This window comes from Subtercola boreus, assembly GCF_003399645.1.
Classification (GTDB): Bacteria; Actinomycetota; Actinomycetes; order Actinomycetales; family Microbacteriaceae; genus Subtercola; species Subtercola boreus_A.
The window spans coordinates 63,009-89,408 of sequence record NZ_NBXD01000019.1; the positions used below are offsets into that span (position 1 = coordinate 63,009).

The 26,400-nt window shown below is 67.2% G+C and carries 26 protein-coding genes; 5 read left to right on the top strand and 21 right to left on the bottom strand.

Annotated elements, in window-relative coordinates; translation table 11 throughout:
* Nucleotides 1-127 precede the first annotated feature (127 nt).
* Complete coding sequence (locus B7R24_RS17590; RefSeq protein WP_172582778.1) at nucleotides 128-775, top strand: Pr6Pr family membrane protein; 648 nt, start codon at nucleotides 128-130, stop codon at nucleotides 773-775.
* A 7-nt stretch (nucleotides 776-782) separates the two neighbouring features.
* Here the strand turns inward: B7R24_RS17590 and B7R24_RS09690 are convergent, their stop codons facing one another.
* Nucleotides 783-1,562 carry a PP2C family protein-serine/threonine phosphatase gene (locus tag B7R24_RS09690; protein WP_172582779.1) on the bottom strand — a complete coding sequence of 260 codons (780 nt, stop codon included), beginning with the start codon at nucleotides 1,560-1,562 and terminating at the stop codon, nucleotides 783-785.
* Between the two features lie 168 nt (nucleotides 1,563-1,730).
* On the opposite strand from B7R24_RS09690, the gene B7R24_RS09695 reads away from it, so the two are divergent.
* The gene (locus tag B7R24_RS09695) at nucleotides 1,731-2,198 is read left to right on the top strand and encodes an Lrp/AsnC family transcriptional regulator (RefSeq protein ID WP_116418770.1); all 468 of its coding nucleotides are present in this window, start codon (nucleotides 1,731-1,733) and stop codon (nucleotides 2,196-2,198) included.
* Between the two features lie 3 nt (nucleotides 2,199-2,201).
* A complete protein-coding gene (locus B7R24_RS09700) occupies nucleotides 2,202-3,668 on the top strand; it encodes an aspartate aminotransferase family protein (RefSeq protein WP_116418771.1) in 1,467 nt (488 codons plus the stop codon).
* A 22-nt stretch (nucleotides 3,669-3,690) separates the two neighbouring features.
* Here B7R24_RS09700 and pdxH read toward each other — a convergent pair whose 3' ends face one another.
* Nucleotides 3,691-4,350 (bottom strand): pyridoxamine 5'-phosphate oxidase, encoded by a 660-nt coding sequence (gene pdxH / locus B7R24_RS09705; RefSeq protein ID WP_116418772.1) that lies wholly within the window; start codon nucleotides 4,348-4,350, stop codon nucleotides 3,691-3,693.
* A gap of 123 nt (nucleotides 4,351-4,473) precedes the next feature.
* On the opposite strand from pdxH, the gene B7R24_RS09710 reads away from it, so the two are divergent.
* Together B7R24_RS09710 and B7R24_RS09715 are read left to right on the top strand one after the other, a co-directional pair.
* Nucleotides 4,474-4,965, top strand: coding sequence for a methylated-DNA--[protein]-cysteine S-methyltransferase (locus B7R24_RS09710; RefSeq protein WP_116418773.1), 492 nt, complete (start codon nucleotides 4,474-4,476; stop codon nucleotides 4,963-4,965).
* The gene (locus tag B7R24_RS09715) at nucleotides 4,965-5,609 is read left to right on the top strand and encodes a DNA-3-methyladenine glycosylase I (protein ID WP_116418774.1); all 645 of its coding nucleotides are present in this window, start codon (nucleotides 4,965-4,967) and stop codon (nucleotides 5,607-5,609) included. Before B7R24_RS09710 ends, B7R24_RS09715 begins: the two co-directional genes overlap by 1 nt.
* A gap of 295 nt (nucleotides 5,610-5,904) precedes the next feature.
* On the opposite strand, the gene B7R24_RS09720 is transcribed toward B7R24_RS09715, so the two are convergent.
* The 19 genes from B7R24_RS09720 to B7R24_RS09810 all read right to left on the bottom strand — a co-directional run bounded on the left by B7R24_RS09720 (nucleotide 5,905) and on the right by B7R24_RS09810 (nucleotide 26,382).
* Complete coding sequence (locus B7R24_RS09720; protein WP_116418775.1) at nucleotides 5,905-6,729, bottom strand: YaaA family protein; 825 nt, start codon at nucleotides 6,727-6,729, stop codon at nucleotides 5,905-5,907.
* A 21-nt stretch (nucleotides 6,730-6,750) separates the two neighbouring features.
* On the bottom strand, nucleotides 6,751-7,032 hold the full coding sequence (locus tag B7R24_RS09725; protein ID WP_172582780.1) for a F0F1 ATP synthase subunit epsilon: 282 nt from the start codon (nucleotides 7,030-7,032) through the stop codon (nucleotides 6,751-6,753).
* Nucleotides 7,033-7,034: 2 nt separating this feature from the next.
* Complete coding sequence (gene atpD, locus B7R24_RS09730) at nucleotides 7,035-8,519, bottom strand: F0F1 ATP synthase subunit beta (protein WP_116418776.1); 1,485 nt, start codon at nucleotides 8,517-8,519, stop codon at nucleotides 7,035-7,037.
* A 34-nt stretch (nucleotides 8,520-8,553) separates the two neighbouring features.
* The gene (locus tag B7R24_RS09735; protein ID WP_116418777.1) at nucleotides 8,554-9,453 is read right to left on the bottom strand and encodes a F0F1 ATP synthase subunit gamma; all 900 of its coding nucleotides are present in this window, start codon (nucleotides 9,451-9,453) and stop codon (nucleotides 8,554-8,556) included.
* 3 nt (nucleotides 9,454-9,456) lie between these two features.
* Nucleotides 9,457-11,094 (bottom strand): F0F1 ATP synthase subunit alpha, encoded by a 1,638-nt coding sequence (atpA, locus tag B7R24_RS09740; protein ID WP_116418778.1) that lies wholly within the window; start codon nucleotides 11,092-11,094, stop codon nucleotides 9,457-9,459.
* 90 nt (nucleotides 11,095-11,184) lie between these two features.
* On the bottom strand, nucleotides 11,185-11,985 hold the full coding sequence (locus B7R24_RS09745; protein WP_116418779.1) for a F0F1 ATP synthase subunit delta: 801 nt from the start codon (nucleotides 11,983-11,985) through the stop codon (nucleotides 11,185-11,187).
* Nucleotides 11,986-11,987: 2 nt separating this feature from the next.
* Nucleotides 11,988-12,599 (bottom strand): F0F1 ATP synthase subunit B, encoded by a 612-nt coding sequence (locus tag B7R24_RS09750; RefSeq protein WP_116418780.1) that lies wholly within the window; start codon nucleotides 12,597-12,599, stop codon nucleotides 11,988-11,990.
* A 37-nt stretch (nucleotides 12,600-12,636) separates the two neighbouring features.
* Entirely contained in the window at nucleotides 12,637-12,870 is a 234-nt protein-coding gene (gene atpE, locus B7R24_RS09755) for an ATP synthase F0 subunit C (protein ID WP_437123525.1), read from the bottom strand.
* A gap of 100 nt (nucleotides 12,871-12,970) precedes the next feature.
* Nucleotides 12,971-13,777 carry a F0F1 ATP synthase subunit A gene (gene atpB, locus B7R24_RS09760; RefSeq protein ID WP_437123526.1) on the bottom strand — a complete coding sequence of 269 codons (807 nt, stop codon included), beginning with the start codon at nucleotides 13,775-13,777 and terminating at the stop codon, nucleotides 12,971-12,973.
* Nucleotides 13,778-13,905: 128 nt separating this feature from the next.
* A complete protein-coding gene (locus tag B7R24_RS09765) occupies nucleotides 13,906-14,427 on the bottom strand; it encodes a DUF4407 domain-containing protein (protein WP_216363668.1) in 522 nt (173 codons plus the stop codon).
* Nucleotides 14,428-14,431: 4 nt separating this feature from the next.
* Complete coding sequence (locus tag B7R24_RS09770) at nucleotides 14,432-15,625, bottom strand: MraY family glycosyltransferase (protein ID WP_253259380.1); 1,194 nt, start codon at nucleotides 15,623-15,625, stop codon at nucleotides 14,432-14,434.
* A 3-nt stretch (nucleotides 15,626-15,628) separates the two neighbouring features.
* Nucleotides 15,629-16,300, bottom strand: coding sequence for an L-threonylcarbamoyladenylate synthase (locus tag B7R24_RS09775; protein ID WP_116418783.1), 672 nt, complete (start codon nucleotides 16,298-16,300; stop codon nucleotides 15,629-15,631).
* A gap of 53 nt (nucleotides 16,301-16,353) precedes the next feature.
* Nucleotides 16,354-17,226 (bottom strand): peptide chain release factor N(5)-glutamine methyltransferase, encoded by an 873-nt coding sequence (gene prmC, locus B7R24_RS09780; RefSeq protein WP_116418869.1) that lies wholly within the window; start codon nucleotides 17,224-17,226, stop codon nucleotides 16,354-16,356.
* Between the two features lie 5 nt (nucleotides 17,227-17,231).
* On the bottom strand, nucleotides 17,232-18,314 hold the full coding sequence (gene prfA, locus B7R24_RS09785) for a peptide chain release factor 1 (RefSeq protein WP_116418784.1): 1,083 nt from the start codon (nucleotides 18,312-18,314) through the stop codon (nucleotides 17,232-17,234).
* Nucleotides 18,315-18,320: 6 nt separating this feature from the next.
* A complete protein-coding gene (gene rho / locus B7R24_RS18115; protein ID WP_116418785.1) occupies nucleotides 18,321-21,227 on the bottom strand; it encodes a transcription termination factor Rho in 2,907 nt (968 codons plus the stop codon).
* A 112-nt stretch (nucleotides 21,228-21,339) separates the two neighbouring features.
* Nucleotides 21,340-22,287, bottom strand: a complete 948-nt coding sequence (thrB, locus tag B7R24_RS09795; protein WP_253259390.1) for a homoserine kinase — start codon at nucleotides 22,285-22,287, stop codon at nucleotides 21,340-21,342.
* 77 nt (nucleotides 22,288-22,364) lie between these two features.
* Complete coding sequence (gene thrC / locus B7R24_RS09800) at nucleotides 22,365-23,471, bottom strand: threonine synthase (protein ID WP_172582782.1); 1,107 nt, start codon at nucleotides 23,469-23,471, stop codon at nucleotides 22,365-22,367.
* On the bottom strand, nucleotides 23,471-24,844 hold the full coding sequence (locus tag B7R24_RS09805; RefSeq protein WP_116418787.1) for a homoserine dehydrogenase: 1,374 nt from the start codon (nucleotides 24,842-24,844) through the stop codon (nucleotides 23,471-23,473). The genes thrC and B7R24_RS09805 overlap by 1 nt, the downstream gene beginning before the upstream one ends.
* Complete coding sequence (locus tag B7R24_RS09810) at nucleotides 24,841-26,382, bottom strand: diaminopimelate decarboxylase family protein (RefSeq protein WP_116418788.1); 1,542 nt, start codon at nucleotides 26,380-26,382, stop codon at nucleotides 24,841-24,843. The genes B7R24_RS09805 and B7R24_RS09810 overlap by 4 nt, the downstream gene beginning before the upstream one ends.
* Nucleotides 26,383-26,400 lie beyond the last annotated feature (18 nt).

Here is a 26,400-nt window from a genome sequence, read left to right on the forward strand (position 1 = left end):
TGGGGCGAAAGAGAGCAAAACGATCATCCTGAAACACAATCTTCACGAAATCAGCATCGCAATCGTTATACGACCGTCGTTATGGTCTGTGGACAATCACGTGCACCCTCCGCTACGAATAGCGTTCATGAACAGAAGAGTGTTGGGGGCCCTCCGACTCGTCGCCGGGGTCTTTCTGCTGGTGACCATCGTCATCCAGATCGCCGACCGCGTGGCGGGCGACGCCTTCGACCCGTGGGAGTACTTCAGCTACTTCACGATCGAGACCAGTCTGATGAACATCGTCGTCTTCCTGGTGGGCGGGATGCTCGCTCTGCGGTTCGATCGAGACACCATGCTCTTCACCACGGTGCGGATGGCCACCCTCACGTACGCCATCGTTACGGCCGGCGTCTACAACCTGTTGCTTCGCACTGAGCCCTACGAAGGATTCCAGGGGCTCAGCTGGCCGAACGAGGTCATCCATGTGTGGGTGCCCATTCTCATCGTGCTGGACTGGCTGTTCGCACCGGGGCGCCCGGCGCTCTCCTGGCGAACGCTCCGTGTCGTCATGATCTACCCGTTCGGGTGGCTGGCGTACTCGCTGGTGCGCGGGGCGGTGTCGGGCGGCATCTACCCCTACCCGTTCCTCGACCCGGCGACAGCGGGCTGGGGCAGCGTCGTGGTGTACATCGTGGCGCTGAGCGTGGTGCTGCTGGGGCTCGGCGCGCTGGCTGTGCTGTACGGCCGCCGGCGCGAGCCGAGCCTCCGGCGGGTGAACAGCTACAGCGCGTAGGCGCTGCCTAGCGCGACACGTCGATCACGAGCACGGTGACATTGTCGCGGCCGCCGTTGCGAAGCGCAGCATCCACCAGTGCCGTCGCGGCCTCCTCGGCGGTCGACAGCTGCTCGAGGTAGTGCGCGATGCCGTGGTCGGTGAGTTCTTTCGTGAGCCCATCGCTGCAGACCAGCAGTCGCTGCCCCTCCACGATGTCGAGCAGGGTGTAGTCGGGCACGGGCTTCTCGTGAAAACCGACGGCCCGCGTGATGATGTTGCTGTCGGGGTGGGTCTCGGCCTGCTCCGCGGTGATCAGCCCGGCGTCGACCAGCTCCTGCACCACCGAGTGGTCGACGGTCACCCGCTCGAGCAGCCCGTCGAGGTACTGGTACACCCGCGAATCACCGATGTTGAAGACAGCCCACTTCGGCTCTTCATCGACGAGGGTCAGCGCTGCCCCGGTGACCGTCGTTCCGGTGCCGAGGGCGTTCTCGTCACCGACCACATCGATGTCCTCGAGTGCGAGCGCGAGAGCGCCGTCGATGATGTCGCCCGTCGTGAACGCCGCGCCCTGCACCGCAGCGAGCCGGTTGACCACGGCCGCGCTGGCCACGTCGCCCGCGGCGTGCCCGCCCATACCGTCGGCCACGGCGAAGATCGGCGGAATCGCCGCGACGCTGTCTTCGTTCACCTTGCGCTTCTTGCCGAGGTCGGTGATGGCGCACCACGTCACGAAGAAGGGAGCATCGGATGCACGGGGGCCCGCCACGCGCACGCGCGCCGCGCTCTCGCCAATCTGGGTCACGCCGGAGGTCTTTCTCTGACCGGCTGCGTTTCGAAGGGCAGCAGCCGCTGCAGACAAGACTAGACGATCGAGCGAGACTCCCCTTGCCACCGACGGTTTCGTGAGTCTGAATCGCAGATGACGACGGAATCACTTGCAGCAGCCGTGTTCCACTGACAGAATCGGTGCATGAATCCTCCGCAGCGTCACGTGCACCTCGATGCCACCGCGAAGGCGATCATCGAACAGCTGCAGGTCGACGGCCGCCGCTCCTACGCTGAGATCGGCAAAGCGGTGGGCCTGAGCGAGGCCGCCGTGCGGCAACGGGTGCAGAAGCTCACCGACGCGGGCGTCATGCAGATCGTGGCCGTCACCGACCCCCTGCAGCTCGGGTTCTACCGCCAGGCGATGGTCGGGCTGAAGGTCACCGGAGACACCCGGGTCATCGCAGATGCCCTGGCCGCCCTGCCGGCCGTCGACTACGTCGTTCTCACCGCCGGCACCTTCGATCTGATGATCGAGGTCGTCTGCGAGAACGACGACGATCTCATCGCGTTGCTGAACAGCGAGATCCGCACCCTGCCCGGTGTGATCTCAACCGAGACATTCGTCTATCTGAAGCTGCACAAGCAGCTCTACAACTGGGGAACACGGTAAACCATGACCATCACGCCCACACCCGTCGCGCCCGCGACCGATTCGCACGCATCGGCCCCGTCTGCCTCGGCGGCCGTCTCCGATCCCGGTCTCTCGTCGAAATTCGACGACGCCGACCTGCAGCAGAAGGCTAAAGACCACCTGTGGATGCACTTCTCCCGCCAGTCGGTGATGGAGGACGGTGCCGGGGTGCCCATCATCGTCAAGGGCGAGGGACACCACATCTGGGACTCCACCGGCAGGAAGTACATCGACGGCCTGTCGGGGCTCTTCGTCGTGAACGCCGGCCACGGGCGGCAGCGCCTGGCCGAGGTCGCGGCCAAGCAGGCCGCTGAACTCGCGTTCTTCCCTCTCTGGTCGTACGCGCATCCGTCGGCCATCGAACTCGCCGACCGCCTCGCCGGCTATGCCCCCGGCGACCTGAACCGGGTGTTCTTCTCCTCGGGCGGCGGCGAAGCCGTCGAGACCGCCTTCAAGCTCGCCAAGTACTACTGGAAGCTGCAGGGCCGCCCCACCAAGCACAAGGTCATCTCACGGGCCGTCGCCTACCACGGCACGACGCAGGGCGCTCTGGCGATCACCGGCATTCCCTCGATGAAGGAGATGTTCGAGCCGCTCACGCCCGGCGGGTTCCGGGTGCCGAACACGAACTTCTACCGGGCGACCGAGCACGCCGACGACCTGGGCGCGTTCGGCATCTGGGCGGCCGACCGCATCGAGGAGATGATCCAGTTCGAGGGGCCCGAGACCGTGGCGGCCGTCTTCCTCGAGCCGGTGCAGAACTCGGGCGGATGCTTCCCGCCACCCCCCGGGTACTTCAAGCGGGTGCGCGAGATCTGCGACAAGTACGACGTGCTGCTGGTCAGCGACGAGGTCATCTGCGCCTTCGGACGCATCGGCCACATGTTCGCCTGCGACGAGTACGGGTACGTGCCCGACATGATCACCTGCGCGAAGGGCATGACCAGCGGGTACTCCCCCATCGGCGCCACCATCATCAGCGACCGCCTGTACGAGCCGTTCAAGCACGGCAACACGTCATTCTACCACGGCTACACGTTCGGCGGACATCCGGTGTCGGCTGCGGTCGCCCTCGAGAACCTGAACATCTTCGAAGAGGAGAAGCTGAACGAACGCGTGCGCACGCTGTCACCGGCCTTCCGTTCCACATTGGAGAAGCTCAACGACCTGCCGATCGTCGGTGACGTGCGCGGTGACGGCTACTTCTTCGGCATCGAGCTGGTCAAAGACAAGGCCACGAAGGAGACGTTCGACGACGACGAATCAGAGCGGCTGCTGCGCGGGTTCCTCTCCAAGGCCCTCTTCGACGCCGGTCTCTACTGCCGGGCGGACGACCGCGGCGACCCCGTCATCCAGCTCGCCCCGCCGCTGACCATCGGCCAGCCCGAGTTCGACGAGATCGAGGGCATCCTCCGCGGCGTGCTGACGGAGGCGTGGGCGCGGCTGTAGCGCGCCCACCCTGCGGCGCGCATCAGGGCTGCAGGCGGGTGACCGTCCAGCCGGTGACGGTATCGGCGGTGCGGGTGTAGACGAGGCGGTCGTGCAGGCGCGAGGTGCGGCCCTTCCAGAACTCGATGCGGTGGGGGTCCACTACGTAACCGCCCCAGTGCGCCGGGCGCTCGGCCGCCCGCTCAGTGCCGTCCTCGGCCGTCAGTTCGGCCGTGAGTTGCTCGACGCGGCGCTCGAGCTCTGCGCGCGACGCAATCGGCTGGGACTGGTCGCTCGCAATGGCCGCGAGCCGCGACCCGCGCGGACGGCTCGCGAAGTAGGCATCGCTTTCCTCCGCGCTCAGGCGTGTCACCGCTCCCTGCACAATCACCTGGCGGTGCACCGGGTACCAGGGGAACAGCAGCGAAGCAGAGGGGTTGGTCGCCAGCGCCAGGCCCTTTCGCGAACCGTAGTTGGAGTAGAAAGCGAAACCCCGGTCATCCACTCCCCGCAGCAGCACCGTACGGCTGCTCGGCACTCCATCGGGGTCGACCGTGCCGACGACCATGGCGTTCGGCTCCTCAAGGCCCGCGCTCTCCGCCTCGGCCAGCCAGCGTCGGAACTGGGCGAACGGATCGGCGTCCAGCGAGCCCTCGTCGAGGGCAGCGTCACCGTAGTCGTTGTGTGCAGCAAGGGAATCCATGAGGACTCCACGGTACCCCGCCGAACCCCACCTCCTCTCCTCCACAGGCGGTCTTCGGATGCTGGTTCTCCACAATCTCGCCCGCATCCGCAGAGCGCCAGAACGGAGCGTTAGGGTCGATCCATGACCGCACCACTCTTTCTTGCTCGCACCGAGAGCCCTCTCGGGAGGCTGGAGCTGACCGCCACCGACACCGCCGTCACCTCCCTCTCGATCGAACGCGCCCTCAGGCTCCCGCACGACGACGAGCCAGAACGCCCCAACCCCGTGCTCGACGACGCCGTCCGGCAGCTCACGGAGTACTTCGCCGGCACCCGCACCAGGTTCACCGTGCCCGTGCAGCTCGTCGGCACGACCTTCCAGCAGGAGATCTGGAACGCGCTGTCGTCGGTGGGCTGGGGCGAAGCGCTCTCGTACGCAGAGCTCGGCCTGGCCGCGGGGCGACCCGGCTCCGGGCGGGCCGTCGGCGGTGCGGTCGGGGCCAACCCCGTTCCCATCCTCATCGGCTGCCACCGCGTGCTCGCCTCCAACCGCCGCCTCACCGGCTACAGCGCCGGCAACGGCCTCCCCACCAAGATCTGGCTGCTCGACCACGAACTGATCGAGCACCGCTGATGCCCTCCCCCACACCCGCGACGGGCACTCCCACCGCGCCCGCGCCTGCGTCACCGCGGGCGGCGGTTCTCGTCGGAGAAGACGGAGTGGCGCGCTGCGCATGGGCCGGAACCGACGCCGAATACCTGCGATACCACGACGAAGAGTGGGGGGTGCCGCTGCACACCGACCGGAAGGTCTTCGAGAAGATCAGTCTGGAGGGGTTCCAGGCCGGGCTGTCGTGGATCACGATCCTCCGCCGTCGACCGGCGTTCCGCCTCGCCTTCGCTGACTTCGACATCGACGCTGTCGCAGCCTTCGGGCCCGATGACATCGAGCGACTCGTGGGTGACGCCGGGATCATCCGCCACCGGGGCAAGATCCAGGCGGTCATCGACAACGCCCGCCTGACCCAGCAGCTGATCGCCGAGAGCGGGGATGGCGCCCTCGACCGCCTGCTCTGGAGCTTCGAGCCGCCGGAGAAGCTCCCGCGCCCGCGCAGTTTCGCCGACTTCGTCGCAACCACCCCCGAGTCGACCGCCCTCAGCACCGAACTACGGCGCCTCGGCTACAAGTTCGTCGGCCCGACCACGATGTACGCCCTGATGCAGTCCGCCGGCCTGGTCGACGATCACGTAACGGGTTGCTTCCGCGCCTCGCCATGAGTGCGAGCCTCCGCAGGCTCCCCACCCCCACCCACACCCCACCCCCTGTGCCCGCTCCGCGCTCACCGCCCGGCACCCGGTGAGCTGCACGGCACCCGGGTGCGGCCCGGCACTCGGGGGCTTCCCGACATCCGGTGAGCTGCCCGTTCCCAATTCAGGCCACGGTGGCTCTCGGGGCCGACACGAGCTCCGCACGCCCTGCTTCCTGAATAAGCGCTCTGGTCGCGCGTTCTGGCGGCTGAACTGAAGCCGACCGGACGGTCAGGGTGCGGCGGTCAGGGTCAGACGGGCGGGGTCAGACGGTGAGGGTGAGCTCTGCCGGGGCAGACAGGCGGAGGTCGAAGCCCGCAGGGCCGGCCCAGGCGAGGAGGTCCTCGGCCGTTTCGAAGTCGTGGCCCGCCTCAACGAGGGCGCGGGTGAGTTCGCCTTTGGCGTGTTTGTTGAAGTGGTTCAGGGCGCGACGTTCTCCGTCGGCTCCGAGCGTCGAGACACGGAGGAACGAGGAGTTCGACCGCGTGTTCACCGGGCCGAGGGTGACGTAGCCCTCCGAGCGGAAGTCGAGCAGCAGGCCCGGATGCGCCGCGAGTGCCGCAGAGACACCCGCGGCCCAGTGCTTCTTCAGTGGGATGGCTCCTGTAGTGTCAAGCGCACCGCGAGATGAGACAGGCGCAAGCGCACCGTGCAAGCCGGGCGCGGGTGGCGCGAGAGCAGGCACGCGCGAGTCGTGCGACAGCCGGTAGGCCGGGATGCGATCCTCCGCCATGACAGGGCCGAAGAGCGCCGAGTGCACGGCGACGTGCGCGAAGGCAAAGGCACGGGCATCCGGAGTCAGCGTCACCGCATCGAGTGCGTCGAACACGACCCCGGTGTACCGGTCGAGCGCCGGCATTGTCGGCGAGAGCGTCACCCGCCGGTTGCGTGAAGACTCCACAGCAGCCAGCTCCGGCGAGACACGCAGCGCAACTGCCGAGGCGGCAGCATCCCGGCCCAGCGCGCGCACCGCACGAACGAGTTCGGCCCGACGTGTCTTCAGCGTGGGGAAGCTGAGTGAAGACAGGTCGAGCCGATCATCCGTGCCACCGTCCCTCTTGGTTTCGGAGGGCGGAAGCAGTATCAACAACGGTGCAGTACCGACAAAGCGCTACGACACCAGCTCTGCAGCACGCGCCACGATCGTCACCCGGTCGTTCTCGACCGACAGGAAGCCGTCGTCGGCCCGGGCCACGATGCGCTTGCCATCGGCGAGCGTCACGCGAACCTCACCCTCGGAGAGGATCGCCAGCAGGGGCTCGTGCCCACGCAGGATACCGATCTCGCCCTCGGTGGTCTTCGCGATGACCTGCGTCGCACCACCGGACCACACCTCGTGATCGGCGGCGACGACGCTCACCTGCAGCGGCGCGGCGTTCGAGACGTCTGCCACGGCTAGTCGTCTTCCTTCTGGATCTGCGCCCACTTCTCTTCGACGTCGTTGATGCTTCCGACGTTGAAGAAGGCCTGCTCGGCCACGTGGTCGAACTCGCCGTTCGCGATGGCCGTGAACGACTCGATGGTGTCCTTCAGCGGAACAGTCGAGCCTTCGACACCGGTGAACTTCTTCGCCATGTAGGTGTTCTGCGACAGGAACTGCTGGATGCGGCGGGCGCGGGAGACGGTGATCTTGTCTTCTTCGGAGAGCTCGTCGACACCGAGGATCGCGATGATCTCCTGGAGCTCCTTGTTCTTCTGAAGGATCGCCTTGACGCGAACGGCCGTGTTGTAGTGGTCCTCACCCAGGTAGCGGGGGTCGAGGATGCGGCTGGTCGAGGTGAGCGGGTCGACGGCCGGGTACAGTCCACGCGACGCGATCTCGCGGGAGAGCTCGGTCGTCGCGTCGAGGTGCGCGAAGGTCGTCGCGGGAGCCGGGTCGGTGTAGTCGTCGGCGGGCACGTAGATGGCCTGCAGCGACGTGATCGAGTGGCCACGCGTCGAGGTGATGCGCTCCTGGAGCACACCCATCTCATCCGCGAGGTTCGGCTGGTACCCCACGGCCGAGGGCATGCGGCCCAGCAGGGTCGACACCTCGGAACCGGCCTGCGTGAAGCGGAAGATGTTGTCGATGAAGAGCAGAACGTCCTGCTTCTGCACGTCACGGAAGTACTCCGCCATCGTCAGGGCCGACAGGGCGACGCGCAGACGCGTTCCCGGCGGCTCGTCCATCTGGCCGAAGACAAGGGCGGTCTTGTCGAAGACGCCCGCCTCCTCCATCTCCATGATGAGGTCGTTGCCCTCACGGGTGCGCTCACCGACACCGGCGAACACCGACACACCACCGTGGTCTTGCGCGACGCGCTGGATCATCTCCTGGATGAGAACGGTCTTGCCGACACCGGCGCCACCGAACAGGCCGATCTTGCCACCCTGCACGTAGGGCGTGAGGAGGTCGATGACCTTGATGCCGGTCTCGAACAAAGTCGTCTTCGACTCGAGCTGGTCGAATGCCGGGGGCTTGCGGTGGATGGGCCACCGCTCGGTGATCTCGATCTTCTCACCGTTCATGGTGCCGTCGGCGTCAGCGTTCAGCACCTCACCGATGACGTTGAAGACCTTGCCCTTGGTGACGTCGCCGACGGGTACCGAAATGGGGGAACCGGTGTCGGTGACCTCCTGGCCGCGAACCAGACCGTCGGTCGGGTTCAGGGCGATGGCGCGCACGAGGTCGTCGCCGAGGTGCTGGGCCACCTCGAAGGTGATCGATGTCTCGACACCCTCGATGGAGACCGTGGACTTCAGGGCGTTGTAGATACCGGGAATCGCGTCGTGCGGAAACTCGATGTCAACGACGGGACCGGTGACCCGGGCGACGCGGCCGATACCGCCAGCTTTCGCCTCGGCGGCAGCTGGCTCAGTGGCTGTTGCTGTCGGTGTCATTGCTTCTCTCTCTTCTTGAATAGACAGTCGGTGATCAGCGGGCGGGGGTCAGCGCGTCAGCGCCGCCCACGATCTCTGAGATCTGCTGGGTGATCTCCGACTGGCGTGCGTTGTTCGCCAGGCGGGTGTAGTCGCGGATGAGCTTGTCGGCATTGTCGCTGGCCGACTTCATCGCACGCTGGCGTGCGGCGTGCTCCGATGCGGCACTCTGCAGCATCGCGTTGAAGATGCGGCTCTCGATGTAGACCGGAAGCAGTGCGTCCAGAACATCGCCGACCTCGGGCTCGAACTCGTAGAGGGGCAGCACGACGCTGTCGGCCGGAGCCTCGTCACCCTCGACGACCTCGAGGGGAAGCAGGCGGACGATCTCGGGAACCTGCGACACCATGCTCACGAAGCGGTTGTAGACGACGTGGATCTCGTCGACACCGCCATCGGAGGCCTCTTTCACGAACATCTCGACGAGCGCGTCGCCGATCTCCTTCGCGACCTCGAACGTGGGCTGGTCGGTGCCGCCGGTCCATGTTCTCGCCGCAGCACGCTTGCGGAATGCGAAGTACGCCGCTGCTTTACGACCGACGACGAAGTAGGCGACCTCTTTGCCCTCGCTGCGAAGGAGCGTCGCGAGCTGCTCCGACTCCTTCAGCACGTTCGACGAGAACGCCCCCGCGAGTCCGCGGTCGGAGGTGAAGATCACGACGAGCGCGCGCTCCACCTTCTCGGGCTCGGTCGTCAGGATGTGGTCGACATTCGAGTAGGTCGCGACGGCCGACACCGCATTCGTCACGGCACGGGCGTACGGCCCGGATGCTGCCACCCGCGCCTGCGCCTTCTGGATGCGTGACGCGGAGATCAGCTCCATCGCGCGGGTGATCTTCTTGGTCGTCTGGGCAGACTTGATCTTCTGCCGGTAGACCCGAAGCTGAGCAGCCATTACCTACCTGCGACCTTTGACGATCTGCGCCTGGTTGACGTCTTCTTTGTCGGAGGCCACGAACTTCTCCGACCCGACCGAGGCGAGCGGCTTGCCCTCACCGGTCTGGAACTCCTTCTTGAAGGAGTCGACACCCGACTCGAGCGCGCTCACGACGTCGTCAGAGAGAACGTTCGTGTCGCGAAGCGTGGTGAGCACGTCGGTGTTGCGACCGAAGTAGTCGAGCAGCTCGCGCTCGAAACGCAGGATGTCCTCGACCGGAACCTCGTCGAGCTTGCCGTTCGTGCCGGCCCAGATCGAGACGACCTGCTCCTCGACGGGGTAGGGCGAGTACTGCGGCTGCTTCAGCAGCTCGGTGAGGCGTGCACCCCGGGCGAGCTGGCGACGGGACGCGGCGTCGAGGTCGGACGCGAACATTGCGAACGCCTCGAGGGAGCGGTACTGGGCGAGCTCCAGCTTCAGGGTTCCCGAAACCTTCTTGATGCTCTTCACCTGTGCATCGCCACCGACGCGCGAAACCGAGATGCCGACATCCACTGCCGGGCGCTGGTTCGCGTTGAAGAGGTCGGACTGCAGGAAGATCTGGCCGTCGGTGATCGAGATCACGTTGGTCGGGATGTACGCCGAGACATCGTTGGCCTTGGTCTCGATGATCGGCAGGCCGGTCATCGAACCGGCACCCAGCTCGTCGGAGAGCTTGGCGCAACGCTCGAGCAGACGCGAGTGCAGGTAGAACACGTCACCGGGGTACGCCTCGCGTCCCGGCGGGCGACGAAGAAGCAGCGACACGGCGCGGTAGGCCTCGGCCTGCTTCGACAGGTCGTCGAAGATGATGAGAACGTGCTTGCTGTCGTACATCCAGTGCTGGCCGATCGCCGAGCCGGTGTACGGAGCGAGGTACTTGAAGCCGGCGGGGTCGGAGGCCGGCGACGCCACGATGGTGGTGTACTCCATCGCTCCGGCGTCTTCGAGGGCACCCTTCACCGAAGCGATGGTGGAGCCCTTCTGGCCGATGGCGACGTAGATGCAGCGCACCTGCTTGTTCGTGTCGCCGGATTCCCAGTTGGCCTTCTGGTTGATGATCGTGTCGATCGCGATGGCCGTCTTGCCGGTCTGGCGGTCACCGATGATCAGCTGGCGCTGGCCACGGCCGATCGGGATCATGGCGTCGATGGCCTTGATGCCGGTCTGCATGGGCTCGTGCACGCTCTTGCGGCTCATGACGCCGGGCGCCTGGAGCTCGAGGGCGCGGCGGCCGGTGGTCGCGATCTCGCCGAGACCGTCGATCGGATTGCCGAGCGGGTCGACGACACGGCCGAGGTAGCCGTCGCCGACGGGAACGGAGAGAACCTCGCCCGTGCGCTCGACCTGCATGCCCTCCACGATGCCGCTGAACTCACCGAGAACGATGACACCGATCTCGTCCTGCTCGAGGTTCTGGGCGAGCCCCAGGGTGCCGTCGGCGAAACGGATGAGCTCGTTCGCCATCACGCCGGGAAGACCCTGCACGTGCGCGATGCCGTCTGCAGCATCGATGACGTACCCCACCTCGACAGCACTGGCTGCGGTGGGCTCGTACGACTTGACGAAGTCCTGAAGAGCGTTGCGGATCTCGTCCGGGCTGATCGTTAGTTCTGCCATTGCCAATCCTTAGTGTCTAGGTGAAGCGTAATACGCAGGGGCTGCGGATGCTCCGGTGAGGGAACGGTCGCTGGAGCCCCGGCGGAATCCTTAGCCCGCGAGTTTCTGTCGCAGGTCGTTCAGCCGGGCTTCGATGCTGCCGTCGATCACATCGTCGCCGATCTGAACACGCAGTCCGCCGAGCACCGACGGGTCGACGATCTGGTTGATCTTCAACTCGCGGCCGTAGCTGCGGCCGAGGGCGGAACGGAGCCGGTCGAGCTGGGCGGGTGCGATGGGCGAGGCACTGGTGACGAACGCGATCGACTGGTTGCTCGCATCGGCCACGATGTTCGCCGCGTTGCCGAGCAGTTCCGCGATGCGCCGGCCCCGCGGCTGCTGAACGAGGTGCCGCACGATGACCGCGGTCTGCTCGCTCGCCTTGCCCTCGAGTAGGGCGTTGATAAGCGAGACCTTTGCCTGGGGCGTACCGAGCGACGATCCGATGGCGAGCTCGAGGCCCGCATCGCTCGACACCGCGGCACCGAACGAGAACAGCTCGGCCTCGATCGACACGTCGGCCGGAGCCGTGGTGGCGATCACGCGCAGGGCGATCTCTTCGATGCCGGCCAGCAGTTCATCCGGAGTCGACCAGTGCGCGGTCGTGATCGCCGTCAGCAGTGACAGCGCGTCTGCACCCAGCCTGTTCGCAAAAACGGCGCTGATGAGCGCGCGCTTCTCCGAGGGCTCCGTGGAGGGATCACCGAGGAGCCCGCGGAACTGTGCCGATTCGCCGATGATTCGGCCGGCGGCGAACAGGTCTTCGCCGGTCGACAGCGTCAACGCACTCTCGGGCAGAGCCTCGAGAGCGAGTTTCGACGAAGCCAGGGCTTCTCTGGTTGCGCTACCCATGCTTAGGACGACACCGCCCCGGAGGCCGGAGCCGTGCTGCCGGCTGCGTTCTCGCTGGCTTCGAGGTCGGCGAGGAAACGGTCGACGATCGCAGCCGAACGACGGTCGTCGGTCAGGCTCTCGCCGATGACCCCCGACGCCAGGTCGATGGCGAGGGTACCCACCTCTGAGCGCAGCGAGACGACAGCTGCCTGGCGTTCGGCCTCGATCTGGGCCTGGGCGTTTGCCGCGATGCGGGCGGCCTCGGTATTGGCCTGGTCTTTGAGCTCGGCAAGGATGCGCTGGCCGTCGTGACGGGCCTGCTCACGGATCGTTCCGGCCTCGACTCGGGCGTCAGCGAGCTGCGCCGTGTACTGGGCGAGAACAGCCTCTGCCTCGCGCTGGGCGACGTCGGCCTTCTCGATGTTGCCCTCGATGGCCTCGCCACGCTCGTCGAGCAGCTTCTTGACGCGGGGCAGAACCGCGCGCCAGAAGAAGATGAGCAGCACGAGGAAGCACACCGCGCCCCAGATGAGGTCGGGTGTCTCGGGCAGCACCGGGTTGTGGGTGGCGTCACCCTCCGCGGCCGCACGAACGACCGCGTCAGCGGCTGAAGCTGCAAGTGAAAAAGACATGCTCTCTCCTTTCTAGATGTAGAACGAGAAAGACGGCTTAGGTGGTGGCGGTGAAGATGAAGTAGGTCGCGATACCGATGAACGCCAGCGCCTCGGTGAAGGCGATACCGATGTACATGAGCACCTGGAGACGACCGGCCAGCTCGGGCTGGCGAGCAACACCCTCGATGGTCTTGCCGACGACGATACCCACGCCGATGGCCGGGCCGATTGCCGCGAGGCCGTAACCGACCGTCGCGATGTTTCCGTGAAGCTCAGCGAGTACTGAGATGTCTGCCACGAGTGTTTCCTTCCGTAGTGATGGGAACGACGTCTGTCGAACCCGGTAGTTCTGCCTCCAGGATGTGCTCCAGTACCTAGAAGGCTAGGGACTAGTGCTCATCTGCAAGTGCGAGCTGGATATAGACGGTCGTCAGCAGGGTGAAGACATAGGCCTGCAGAACGGCGACCAGGATTTCGAAGAGCGTGAAGGCGAACCCGAACGCCAGTGTGCCCACGGCGAACAGCGAGAAACCGTTGCCGAGCAGCAGGAAGAACGAGGTGGCCGAGAAGAAGAGCACCAGCAGGAGGTGGCCGACGATCATGTTCATCAGCAGTCGGAGCGTCAGCGTGATCGGGCGGAGCACGAAGGTGGAGACCAGTTCGATCGGCGCCACGATGATGTACAGCGGCCACGGAACCCCGGGCGGGAACAGCGAGTTCCTGAAGAACGAGCCCGGGTGCTTGCGAACCCCCGCGTAGATGAACATGACGTACGCGACGACGGCCAGCACGAGGGGAACGCCGATGACCGAGGTTCCCGCGATGTTCAGCAGCGGGATGATGCCCGTCAGGTTCATGAACAGCACCATGAAGAACATGGTGGTCAGGATCGGCAGGAAGCGTCGGCCGTCTTTCTTGCCCAGGAGGTCTTCGGCGATGGAGACCCGCACGAGGTCGAGTCCCATCTCGACCAGGCTCTGGAAACGGCCCGGAACGACCTTCATCTTCCTGGTGCCGAGCCAGAAGATCAGAATGATGGCCAGTACCGCGATGAACCTGATGAGCATGATGCGGTTGATCTCGAGCGGCGTACCGGCGAAGAGCAGAACATCAGGAAAAAATTCATTGATGGAGGGACCCGTAAAGCCACCTTCATCGGTTGCTAACGGGACTAGCAGGTTTACAGCGTTAGATATCAGCGCTTTCTCCTGTATCGGGGCGTGGAGCTCAGCTCTCGCGTCGACGAATGGTGGGGGGTGCTACATGGGCGTGCTGCAGATGAGGTGTCACAACACTCAGCAGCGGAACGAACAACCCCACCCTATCAAGCTTTGGGCGTCTGAGACGAATCCTCAGGGCTCGAATCGGGCAGATTTCCGCGGTTCGGGGCCGGGTTTTCGACAATCGGTAGAACATCGCTGGCGTAGGGCATCCTGCTCCGTACGACGACAACCATGTCCACCACCAGCGTTCCGATGATGCCGATGATGAGGCAGAGGAACAGCACAGGGGTGTTCACCCAGTCCTGCCCGCGGAGCAGCAGAGCGACCACCAGGAAGATCACGAACTTCACCAGCCACGCCCCCAGCACGATGGCGAAGAAGAGGGCCGTGAAGATGGGTGAGGCGTAGTACCGGTTGGCGATCAGGATGCTTGCGGCCGTGATCGCGAGAAAGACGAACGCCATCGCCGCCCCGATCACCGCGCTCGTGACGCCCACCCCGCCCGCCACGAAGTACCCGACCACTCCGCCGACAACGATCAGGGCCACCGTGAACAGAGCTCCCATGCGCAGCGCACGACGGAGGATGGGGGTCGAGCTGAGGGTCACGGGGGACGCGGTCACGGTGTCAGACTTCCTGTTCGTCGCTGGCCGAGTCCAGAGGATCGAGCACAGCTCCTTCGGTGGAGATGAGGCTTGCCGCCGGTGCGAGTTGCACGGTCGCCTCGAGGGCCTTGCGACGGGTCAACGGGGCGAGGGTGAGCACCGTGCAGACGATCATCCCGACCCCCAGGAAGAAGAACGCCAGCCAGTACGGCTGCAGCACGAAGAAGAGCAGGCAGCCGACGCTGGCGACCGCCGTCCAGCCGTAGAAGATGAATACGGCATGCAGCTGCGAATGCCCCATGTCGAGCAGGCGGTGGTGCAGGTGCTTGCGATCGGCGCTGAACGGACTCTTGCCCGCCCGCAGGCGCCGGATGATCGCCAGCCCGAAATCGAGGAGGGGCAGGATGAGAATGGCGAACGGCAGCAGGATGGGCATGAACGCCGGGAGCAACTGGGAACGACCGAGGGTTCCGGGGTCGATCTGGCCCGTCACAGCGATGGCGCTCGTCGCCATCAGGAGCCCCACCAGCATCGAGCCGGCGTCTCCCATGAACAGCTTCGCCGGGTGCCAGTTCAGCGGCAGGAAGCCGACGCACGCCCCGATCAGCACGGCGGTGATGAGGGACGCCATGTTGAAGTAGTCGGTGGGTGAGGTGAACTTCGTGAGCAGGTAGCTGTAGAGGAAGAAGGTGCAGTTCGCGATGATGGCGACGCCGGCGACGAGACCGTCGAGACCGTCGATGAAGTTGATGGCGTTCATCACGAGCACGATGGCGAGCACGGTGATGAAGAGGGACGCCCCGCTCGAGCCGATCGTGAGCCCGCCGATGGGCAGCGACACGATCTGCACGCCCTGCCAGGCGAGCAGCAGGGCCGCGATGACCTGGCCGGCCAGCTTGACGGCCCAGTCGAGATCCCAGATGTCGTCGGCCACGCCGATCAGCACCACGATCAGCGCCGCGCCCAGGATGGCGAGGATTGGGCCGGGGTTCATGAACACCAGGCTGAACCAGCTCACCTGCGACGCGATGCCGACGGCGATGACGACGCCGATGAACATGGCCACGCCGCCGAGACGGGGGGTCGGGCGCGTGTGCACGTCGCGTTCGCGGATCTTCGGGTAGAGCCGGAACCGCATGCTCAGCCGGTAGACGAGAATGGCGAGCCCGAAGGTCACGACCGCTGAGATCGCGCCGATGAGCAGGTAGAAACGCACGGGTCAGGCAGCCGGTTCGATCAGGGCGTCGCCGACGACCCGGCGGATCTCGTCAACCGAAACGGCACCGATGCGGATGATGCTCACATGCTCGGGGTCTGTCGCGTCGACGATGGTGGAGGGGAGGGCGGGCGCATCCGGTGCCGTCTCAGGATGCCCCGACTCGAGGTAGACCGAGACACTGTCGCCGAGCATCCCGAACGCCGCCTCGGCACTCTCGGCCGCCGGCTGCCCGGTCAGATTCGCCGACGACACCGCGAGCGGACCGGTCTCGGCGAGCAGTTCGAGTGTGAGGGGGTCGCTCGGCTGACGGAGGGCCACCGTTCCGCGGGTCTCGCCGAGGTCCCACATGAGCGAACTCCGGGCCGTCACGACGATGGTCAGGCCGCCCGGCCAGAACGCGGCGACCAGGGCCCGGGCCGGCTCGCTCAGCGATTCGGCCAACGCCTCGAGCGTGCGCACATCGGCGATGAGCACCGGCGGCGGCGACTGCCGGGTACGGCCCTTCGCAGTCAGCAGGCGTTGCACGGCGCGGGGGTCGAAGGCATCGGCGGCGAGCCCGTACACCGTGTCGGTGGGGATCACGACGAGTTCACCGCGGGAGATCGCCGCCCGGGCGAGGCGCATTCCGGCGAGCAGCTCACTCGGAACGGTGCAGTCGTAGATGGCAGACATATCGAGGCAATGATACCGGCCTTGTGCTGGGAGGCCGGGAAGGCCCTCCCGCGTCAGCGAACAGCCGTGGTCGCGCGGTCGCGCCCGGTCAGGTCACGGTGGGTCGACGCCGCATGCCAACCGTCGGCAGCGAGCAGGCTCCTGATGCCGGGCCCCTGCAGTTCGCCGTGCTCCAGCACCAGCGTTCCGCCCGGGCGCACCAGGCGCAGCGCCGTCTGCGAGACGCTCCGCACGACGTCGAGGCCGTCCGCTCCCCCGTACAGCGCGTGCTCGGGGTCGAACAACCGCACTTCGGGGTCGCGCGGAATCGCGTCGGTGGGAATGTACGGGGGGTTCGAGATCACGACGGAGACGAGCCCGTCGAGCTCGGGCAGCGCGTCGGCGAGGTCGATGAACACGAGTCGTGCGTTCTCTGCGGCCACCCGGCCGAAGTTCTGCCGCGCCCAGATGAAGGCAGCGGTGGAGTTCTCGACGGCCCAGACCCGGGCGTGCGGCACCTCGGTGGCCAGCGCCAGGGCGATCGCACCGCTGCCGGTGCCGAGGTCGACCCCGATGGGTGACTCGTCAGCGGTCGCCCGGAGGCTGTCGATGGCGATACCCGCCACGAACTCGGTCTCGGGGCGGGGCACGAAGACCCCGGGCCCGACGGCGAGTTCGAGCAGCCGGAAGCCGGCCGTTCCGGTGATGTGCTGCAGGGGTTCGCGGGTGGCACGACGTTCGACGACCTCCGAGATCGCCACGGCGTCATCGACGGAGACCGGTGAGTCGGTGTAGGCGCTCGCCTGCACCTGGCCCCTGCTGGCACCGAGAACATGGCCGAGCAGAAGCTGGGCATCCACCTCGGGGTCGGGGACACCGGCACGCCTCAGGACGTCGACCGCATGCTCGAGCAGCACCCGGACGGTGATCGGCCGGTCGATCTGGATGACGCTCACTCGGCTGTGGCCCCGAGTTCTGCCAGGCGGGCCTCTTCGTCGGCGGTGATGCACGATTCGACGACGGGCTCGAGGGCACCGTTCATCACGGCGTCGAGGTTGTACGCCTTGTAGCCGGTGCGGTGGTCGGCGATGCGGTTCTCGGGGAAGTTGTAGGTGCGGATGCGCTCGGAGCGGTCCATCGTGCGGATCTGGCTCTTGCGAACCGCACTGGCCGCCTCGTCGATCTCCTCCTGCTGCTTGGCGAGCACCCGGGCACGCAGCACGCGCATGCCGGCCTCGCGGTTCTGCAGCTGGCTCTTCTCGTTCTGCATGGCGACCACGATGCCGGTCGGAAGGTGGGTGATGCGCACAGCGGAGTCGGTCGTGTTGACCGACTGGCCGCCGGGGCCGCTCGAGCGGTAGACGTCGATCTTGAGGTCGTTCGGGCTGATCTCGACCTCTTCGGGCTCATCGACCTCGGGGTAGACGAGCACGCCCGCCGCGGAGGTGTGGATGCGCCCCTGCGACTCGGTGGCGGGCACCCGCTGTACGCGGTGCACTCCGCCCTCGTACTTCAGGTGCGCCCAGACGCCCTCTGCGGGGTCGCTCGACCTGCCCTTGATGCCGAGCTGAACATCCTTGATGCCGCCGAGGTCGCTCGAGGTCTGCTCGATGATCTCGGTCTTCCACTTCTTGCTCTCGGCGTAGTGCAGGTACATGCGCAGGAGATCCGCGGCGAACAGGGCCGATTCGGCGCCGCCCTCCCCCATCTTGATCTCCATGATGACGTCGCGCCCGTCGTTGGGGTCGCGCGGTATGAGCAGGCGCCGCAGCTTCTCGGTGGCCGCGTCGAGCTCCTCGGTCATGCCGGGCAGCTCAGCCGCGAACGACTCGTCGTCTGCGGCCATCTCGGTCGCCGCAGCGACATCGTCGGTCAGCTGCTGCCACTCGCGCCAGGCCGCGATGATGCGGCTCAGCTCGGCATAGCGACGGTTGACCTTCTTGGACCGAGCAGGATCCGAGTGCAGTGCAGGATCGGCGAGCTGCTCCTGCAGCTCGTCATGCTCGATCAGCAGTGTCTCCACTGATTCGAACATGATCTTCTACTCTCCGTGTGACGCGTTGTGGTTCGCGTGGCCGTTGCCGTTGTGGCCGGTGACCGGTGCCGTCGCGGGCATCGACTTCTGCACCTGCATCAGGAACTCGACGTTGCTGGTCGTGTCCTTCAGCCGGCCGAGCACGATCTCGAGCGCCTGCTGCTGATCGAGGCCGGCGAGGGCACGACGCAGCTTCCAGGTGATCTTCGTCTCATCGACGCCCATCAGCAGCTCTTCGCGACGGGTTCCGGAGGCGTTCACGTCGACCGCGGGGAAGATGCGCTTGTCTGCCAGCTGGCGTGACAGGCGGAGCTCCATGTTGCCGGTGCCCTTGAACTCCTCGAAGATCACTTCATCCATCTTCGAGCCGGTCTCCACGAGCGCACTGGCGAGGATGGTGAGAGACCCACCGTTCTCGATGTTGCGCGCTGCTCCGAAGAACCGCTTCGGCGGGTAGAGCGCCGCGGCGTCGACACCGCCGCTCAGGATGCGCCCGCTCGGCGGGGCGGCGAGGTTGTACGCGCGGCCGAGTCGCGTGATCGAGTCGAGCAGCACGACCACGTCGTGGCCCAGCTCGACGAGTCGCTTGGCGCGCTCGATGGCGAGTTCGGCCACCGTGGTGTGGTCTTCGGCGGGGCGGTCGAACGTGGAGGCGATGACCTCTCCCTTGACCGTGCGCTGCATGTCGGTGACCTCTTCGGGCCGCTCGTCGACCAGGACGACCATGAGGTGCACCTCAGGGTTGTTCGTCGAGATCGCGTTGGCGATCTGCTGCATGACGATCGTCTTGCCGGCCTTCGGAGGGGCGACGATGAGACCTCGCTGGCCCTTGCCGATGGGGGCGACCAGGTCGATGATGCGCTGGGTCAGCTTGCCGGGCTCGGTCTCGAGGCGCAGGCGCTCCTGCGGGTAGAGGGGGGTCAGCTTGCTGAATTCGACGCGGTTCGCCGCCTCGTCGACGGGCAGGCCGTTGATCGACTCGACCTTCACGATGGCGTTGTACTTCTGGCGACCGTTGCTGTCGCCCTCCCGCGGCTGGCGGATGGAGCCGACGACGGCGTCACCCTTCCGCAGGTTGTACTTCTTGACCTGGCCGAGCGAGACATACACGTCGCTGTTGCCCGGCAGGTAGCCGCTCGTTCGAACGAAGGCGTAGTTGTCGAGGATGTCGAGGATGCCGGCCACCGGAATGAGCACGTCGTCTTCGCTGATCTCGGGCTCGAACTCGTCGCCGCCGTTCTGGCCGCGGCGCTTGCGGTCGCGGTAGCGGTTGCGCGCGCTGCGGTCATTGCGGTCGTTCGGGTTCTGGCGGTCGCCGCCGTTGCCGTTCAACTCGTCGAGCTGCTGCTCGTCGAAGCTGTCGGCCTGCTCGCTGCGTTCACTGCGCTCGGAGTTGCTGCGGTCGTTGCGGGGGCTCCGCTGCGACTGGTTGCTGCCGCGCTGGTTGTTCAGGCGGTCGCTGTTGGTGCGGTCGGCGCTGCTGCGGTCGTTCTGGGTGCGGTCGTTCTGGCTGCGGTCGTTCTGGCTGCGATCGTCGCCCTGGCCGAGGTTCTGCTGGCTGCGGTCCTGCTGGTTGCGGTCCTGCTGGTTGCGGTCGGCGTTGCGGTCGCGGCGGTTGCGGCCCCGGCCCTGGCGCGTCTCGCCCTGGTCGCGGTCGCCCTGGTCGCGGTCGTTCTGGTCGCGGTCGTTCTGGTCGGCATCCTGGGTGCGGTCGGCGTCGTTCTGGTCGCCGTCGTCGGATGAGGCGCTCTCGCCGCCCACGATGGGCAGGTTCGGAAGGATCGAGTCGGTGCGCGAGCGGTCGACGGCCGGAGCCTCTCCCCCGTTCGCGGCAGCGTCGCGGGCCGCCTGGGCGGCGCGCTGGGCACGGGTGAGTCGTGGCGTGCGCACCTGCCGCTCGGAGCGGGTGCCCTCGGTACCGTTCTGGCCGGCACCGTTCTGCCCGGCACCGTTCTCGGCGACGAAGTTGTCGATCGCGGAGTCGATGATCGCGGAGGGATCGATCTGGGGGGCGCCGGTCTGGGGGGCGCCGGTCTGGAGGGCGCCGGTCTGGGGGGCGCCGGTCTGGGCGTCCTCGCCCAATGAATCGGCGGGGGCGTCCTGCTCGGACCGCTCCTGCTGGGCGCGGGCTCCGGATGCACGGCGGTTGCCACGGCCGCGGCGAGCTTCAGCGGCCTGGGCCTGGTCGGCGACCGGTACCAGTGGGGTGTGTTCCTCGGCTCCGGCGTTCACGTGCCCGACAGCGGACACCCGGCCGGTCGCGGTCTCGGGTGCGACCGCTGCCTGGTCGGCCTCAGCATCGGCGGGTGCGGCCTGGGCGGTGGCGGCGACCGGGGCAGCGGGGGCGCTGGTCGGGTCGGCGGAGGTGACGCGGCGCGACGCACGGCGGCGCGGGCTGGTCTGGGGCCCGTCGGCGACAGGAGCCGGGGAGGCAGCGGCGGGCGCTTCGGTGACTGCGGCATCAGCGGCCGATGCGTCAGCAGCGGGCGCCTCGGAGGTGAAGGTGGCGGCAGCCGGAGCCTCACTGGCGGCGGGAGCTTCCGCAGCCGGCGCTTCAGAGGTGAAGGTGGCAACGGTGGGTGCCTCAACGGCAACCGGCCGAGCGGTGGCAGGAGCCTCGGTGGCGGCATCCGGGGCCTCCGCGGCATCCGGCGCGGGAGCAGCATCGACATGCGGCGCGGCGTCGGCAGGAGTAGCGGGCGCGGCATCGCCGGCCGGTGCCTCGCTCGGCTGCGCTGCCGAGATGGCGAGCACGAGTTCGCCCTTGCGGAGCTTCGATGCCCCGGGGATGTTGAGGGCCGCCGCGAGCGTCTGCAGCTCGGAGACGCGGAGGGCGGCCAGGTCGGCACGTGATTCCACGCGGGGAACCGGGAGGTTGGAGTCAGTCACTGAGGATTTCCTTCCTCTGCCCACTCAGAACGGTGGCAGAAGAGCTGAAAGCAGGTGGATGCCGTGAAAAAGACGGCTCTACACATGCCAGCGGTAATGTGGAGGATGTGCGACCGGGTGCGAGACGCGAGTAAAACTAGGCGGCTTCGACCGGGTGCGCTATCACTGTAGCACCTTTGAAGTCGACCGCCAGTACTCGGGAATCCCAGGGTGTCGTCGATGCCTGGGCCACCAGTTCGACAGCCGCGAGCCGCTGTGAGGGGTCGCTGCAGAGCACCAGGATGCTCGGCCCTGCACCCGAGACGACGGCCGGAAAGCCCTCCGCACGAAGCAGCCGGATGAGCCTGTCGGTCTCGGGCATCGCCGCAGCGCGGTAGCTCTGGTGCAGCTTGTCCTCGGTCGCTGCGAACAGCAGTTCGGGGCTCTGGATGAGCGCCGCGATCAGCAGCGTCGAGCGCGAGACGTTGAAGATGGCATCTTCGTGTGGCACGGTGGCCGGCTGCAGGCTCCGGGCGAGCGCCGTCGACATGGTGGCCTGCGGCACCAGCACCAGCGGAGACACCCCGCGGTGCACGATCAGCTTTTTGAACTGCGGGCCTTCCGGCGTGACCCAGGCGATGGTGAGCCCACCGAAGAGTGCGGGCGCGACGTTGTCGGGATGCCCCTCCAGCTCGGTCGCGCGGGCGAGCAGCCCGAGCGCATCGATCTCGACCACGCCTTCGAGGAGCCCCTTTGCGGCCATGATGCCGCTCACGATGGCGGCCCCGGATGATCCGAGACCGCGCCCGTGCGGAATCGAGTTGCGGGCGATGAGGTCGAGGCCCGGCATCGGCTGGCCGTACGCGGCGAAGGTGTGGGCGATCGACTGCACCACGAGGTTGGTCGCGTCGGTGGGCACCTCACCGGCGCCGACACCCCGGACATCCACCGTGGCGCCGGGCTCCGCGCGCACCGTGACCGTCAGCTCGTCGTAGAGCGAGAGGGAGAGCCCGAGCGTGTCGAACCCCGGGCCGAGATTGGCCGAGGTGGCGGGCACACGAACCGAGACGCTGGTGCCGACAGCGAGCGGCACCGCGCCCGGCACGGCCTGCCCAGGCGCGGGCTGCGGCGGCACGGCCTTCCCGGGCACGGCCTGCGGGGTCACGGCCGCGGCCGGATCGCTCATGCGGTCGCCTTGCTGAGACCCAGGACTCCCGCGATCTCGGGAACGTCGACGGGAACGATCGTGGGCGTGATGTCGCTGCCATCGGCTGCGCGGAGCGCCCACTGCGGGTCTTTCAGGCCGTGGCCCGTCACGGTGAGAACGACGGTGGCGCCCGCGGGGATCTCCCCGGCCTCTGCGCGCTCGAGCAGCCCGGCGACACTGATCGCCGACGCCGGCTCGACGAAGATGCCGACCTCGGCCGAGAGGATGCGGTGCGCCTCGAGGATGAGTTTGTCGCTGATCGCGCCGAAGTAGCCGTCGCTCGTCTCGCGGGCCTGGGTGGCGAACGCCCACGACGCCGGGTTGCCGATGCGGATTGCGCTGGCGATGGTGTCGGGGTTCTTCACGACGTGGCCGAGCACGATCGGTGCGCTGCCGGCGGCCTGGAAGCCGAACATGCGGGGCAGCTTCGTGGTGGCGCCACGCTCGAGCTCTTCGCTGTAGCCGCGGAAGTAGGCGGTGTAGTTGCCCGCGTTGCCGACCGGCACGATGTGGAAGTCGGGCGCATCCTGAAGCACCTCGACGACCTCGAACGCGGCCGTCTTCTGGCCTTCGATGCGGTCGGGGTTCACAGAATTCACGAGGTGAACCGGGTAGTTCGCTGCGAGCTCGCGGGCGATGTCGAGGCAGTCGTCGAAATTGCCCTGCACCTGCAGCAGTTCGGCGTCATGGGCGATGGCCTGGCTGAGCTTGCCCATGGCGATCTTGCCCTCGGGAACGAGCACGGCCGCGGTAATACCGGCGTGGGTCGCGTAGGCCGCGGCCGAGGCCGAGGTGTTGCCGGTCGAGGCGCAGATGACGGCCTTGGCGCCGTGCTCGACGGCCTTCGAGATGGCCATCGTCATGCCGCGGTCCTTGAACGAGCCCGTCGGGTTCATGCCCTCGAACTTGACCCAGACCTTCGCTCCCGTGCGAGCAGACAGCGCGGGGGCGGGAATCAGCGGAGTGCCACCCTCACCGAGCGTGATGACCGGTGTGGCCTCGGTGATGTTCAGACGGTCGGCATACTCGTGCAGCACACCTCTCCACTGCCGCGACGGGATGCGGGGACTGTTCGGGGACACTAGGCTCCTTCAACTCTCATGACGCTTGTCACGCTCGAAACGGCTGGATTCGCGGCGAGCGAACCGACGGTCGCCGCCAGGGATTTCTCGCTCGCCCGGTGCGTGACAATGACTAGGGTAGCGGTGATGTGATCGGCGCCCGTCGCGCCGTGCCCGGCTGCGCCGAATGCGGTGGGCTGCACGGTCTCGGGCCGGGCGGCCGGGGCGGCGGACTGCTCGAGCGTCTCGACCGACACACCGTGGTCGCTGAAGATGCCGGCGATCGTCGCAAGCACGCCGGTGGCGTCAACCACCTCGAGGGTGATCTGGTAACGGGTCTGCACCTTGCCGATGTCGAGCACGGGCAGGTGCGCGGTCAGTGATTCGGCGACACCCGGGCCTCCCGCGACGTGCCGGCGCGCGGCCGAGACGAGATCGCCGAGAACAGCGGATGCTGTCTCCAGGCCGCCCGCACCGGCTCCGTAGAACATCAGGTCACCGGCCGCCTCGGCCTCGACGAACACCGCGTTCTTCGCGCCGTGCACCGCGGCGAGCGGGTGCAGCCTCGACACCAGCGCCGGATGCACGCGAGCCGCGATACCCTCTTCACCCGTCACGGGGTCGACGACCCGCTCGCAGATCGCCAGCAGCTTGACGACGTAGCCCGACCGGCGCGCGCGCTCGACCTGCGCGGCCGTCACACCCGTGATGCCCTCGCGGGAGACGGCCTCGACCGGAACGGCGGAGTGGAACGCCAGGCGGGCGAGGATGGCGGCCTTCTGGGCGGCATCGAACCCCTCGATGTCGGCGGTCGGGTCGGCCTCGGCGTAGCCCAGCGCGGTCGCCGTGGCGAGGGCGTCTTCGAGGGTGTCGCCGTCGACATCCATGCGGTCGAGGATGAAGTTCGTCGTTCCGTTCACGATGCCGAGGATGCGCTGCACCCGGTCGCCCGCGAGGCTGTCACGGAGCGGCCGGATGATCGGGATCGCCCCGCCCGCCGCGGCCTCGTAGAACAGCTGCGCTCCGACCTGCTCGGCGGCCTCGAAGAGTTCGGTGCCGTGCAGCGCCAACAGGGCCTTGTTGCCCGTCACCACGTCGGCGCCCGAGTTCAGCGACTTCAGGATGTAGCTGCGCGCGGGCTCGATGCCGCCCATCAGTTCGATCACGATGTCGGCCGAAAGGATGAGCGACTCGGCGTCGGTGGTGAAGAGTTCTTTCGGCAGTGTCACATCGCGTTCGGCCTCCACGTCGCGCACAGCGATCCCCACGAGCTCGAGGCCGGCACCGACCCGCGACGCGAGCTCGTCGCCGTGCTCGAGCAGCAGGGCGGCGACCCGGGAGCCGACGCTGCCGGCCCCGAGGAGGGCGATCTTGAGGTTGCGGTATTCGATCATGAGGCTCTCTGTGCTGCTGCTTGTGCTGGTGCGGGTTCGGCGTGCGCCGGGGCAGTGCTGGCCTTGCGGGTCGCCGAACCGATGCCCGGGTCGCGCGCCAGAAGGTCGTCGATACTCTCGCCGCGCATGATGAGCCGCGCCGCGCCGCCCTTGACCGCGACGATCGGTGGGCGGCCGAGGTAGTTGTAGTTGCTCGACAGCGACCAGCAGTAGGCGCCGGTGGCCGCGACGGCGAGCGTGTCGCCGGGCTCGACGTCACCGGGAAGGTAGTCCGCGTGAACGACGATGTCGCCGCTCTCGCAATGCTTGCCGGCAACACGCACGAGAGCCGGCTGGGCGGCCGAGACGCGGTTCGCCATGCGCACGGTGTAGTCGGCCCCGTACAGTGCGGGGCGGGCGTTGTCGCTCATTCCGCCGTCGACGCTGACGTAGGTGCGCACGGCGGTGGCGGGCTCAGGATGCCCGGCAGCGGCGTGCGCGGAGGGGTCGGTCGAATCATCCGGAGCCGTCTCGAACGCGGCCGGCAGGGCCACCGTGACCCTCTTGACCGTGCCGACCGCGTAGAGCGTCACCGTCGACGGGCCGATGATGACCCGCCCGGGCTCGAACGCGAGACGCGGCACCGCGATGCCGAGCCGCGCGCACTCGCTCGCCACGATGTCGGCGATCTGGCGGGCCAGCACGTCGACCGGCGTGGGGTCGTCGGCCGCGGTGTAGGCGATGCCGAAGCCGCCGCCGAGGTTCAGCTCGGGGATCGCTCCGCCGGCCAGGAGCTCGTGGTGCAGGCCCAGGAGACGCGCGGCGGACTCTTCGAAGCCGTCGGCGCCGAAGATCTGCGACCCGATGTGGCCGTGCAACCCGAGGAAGCGCAGCGACGAATGCGACCGGATGCTCGCCACGACACCGGGCGCCTCGGTGAGGCTGATCCCGAACTTCTGGTCTTCGTGTGCGGTGGCGAGAAAGTCGTGCGTGTGGGCGTGCACGCCGCTGTTCACGCGGAGTCGTACCGCCTGCACCCGGCCGTGCCGCTCGGCGGCCGAGGCGATGCGCTCGACCTCGATCGGGCTGTCGACGACGATGGCCCCGATGCCGTGTTCGACCGCGGTGTCGATCTCGACGAGCGACTTGTTGTTGCCGTGGAACCCCATGCGGGCGGGGGCGACACCGGCAGCGAGGGCGACGGCGAATTCACCGGCACTGCAGACATCGACGCTCAGGCCCTCGCCGGTCATCCATTCTGCGACGGCAGAACTGAGGAAGGCCTTCGCCGCGTAGTACACGGTGACCCCGGTGCCGATGCGGGCGCACTCGCGCTCGAAGGCCTCACGGAATCCGCGGGCGCGGGCGCGGGCGTCGGCCTCGTCGACCACGTACAGCGGCGTGCCGAACCGCTCGGTGAGAACGGATGCCGGCACGCCGGCGAACACGAGTTCGTCTGCGGCCGAGCGCCGGGCGTTGGCCGGCCAGACCGACGCGGCAAGGTCATTGGCGTCTGCGGGTGGGGCAAGCCACGACGGCGCGAGCGGGTTGGCAGTCATCGAGGAACTTTCGAGCGG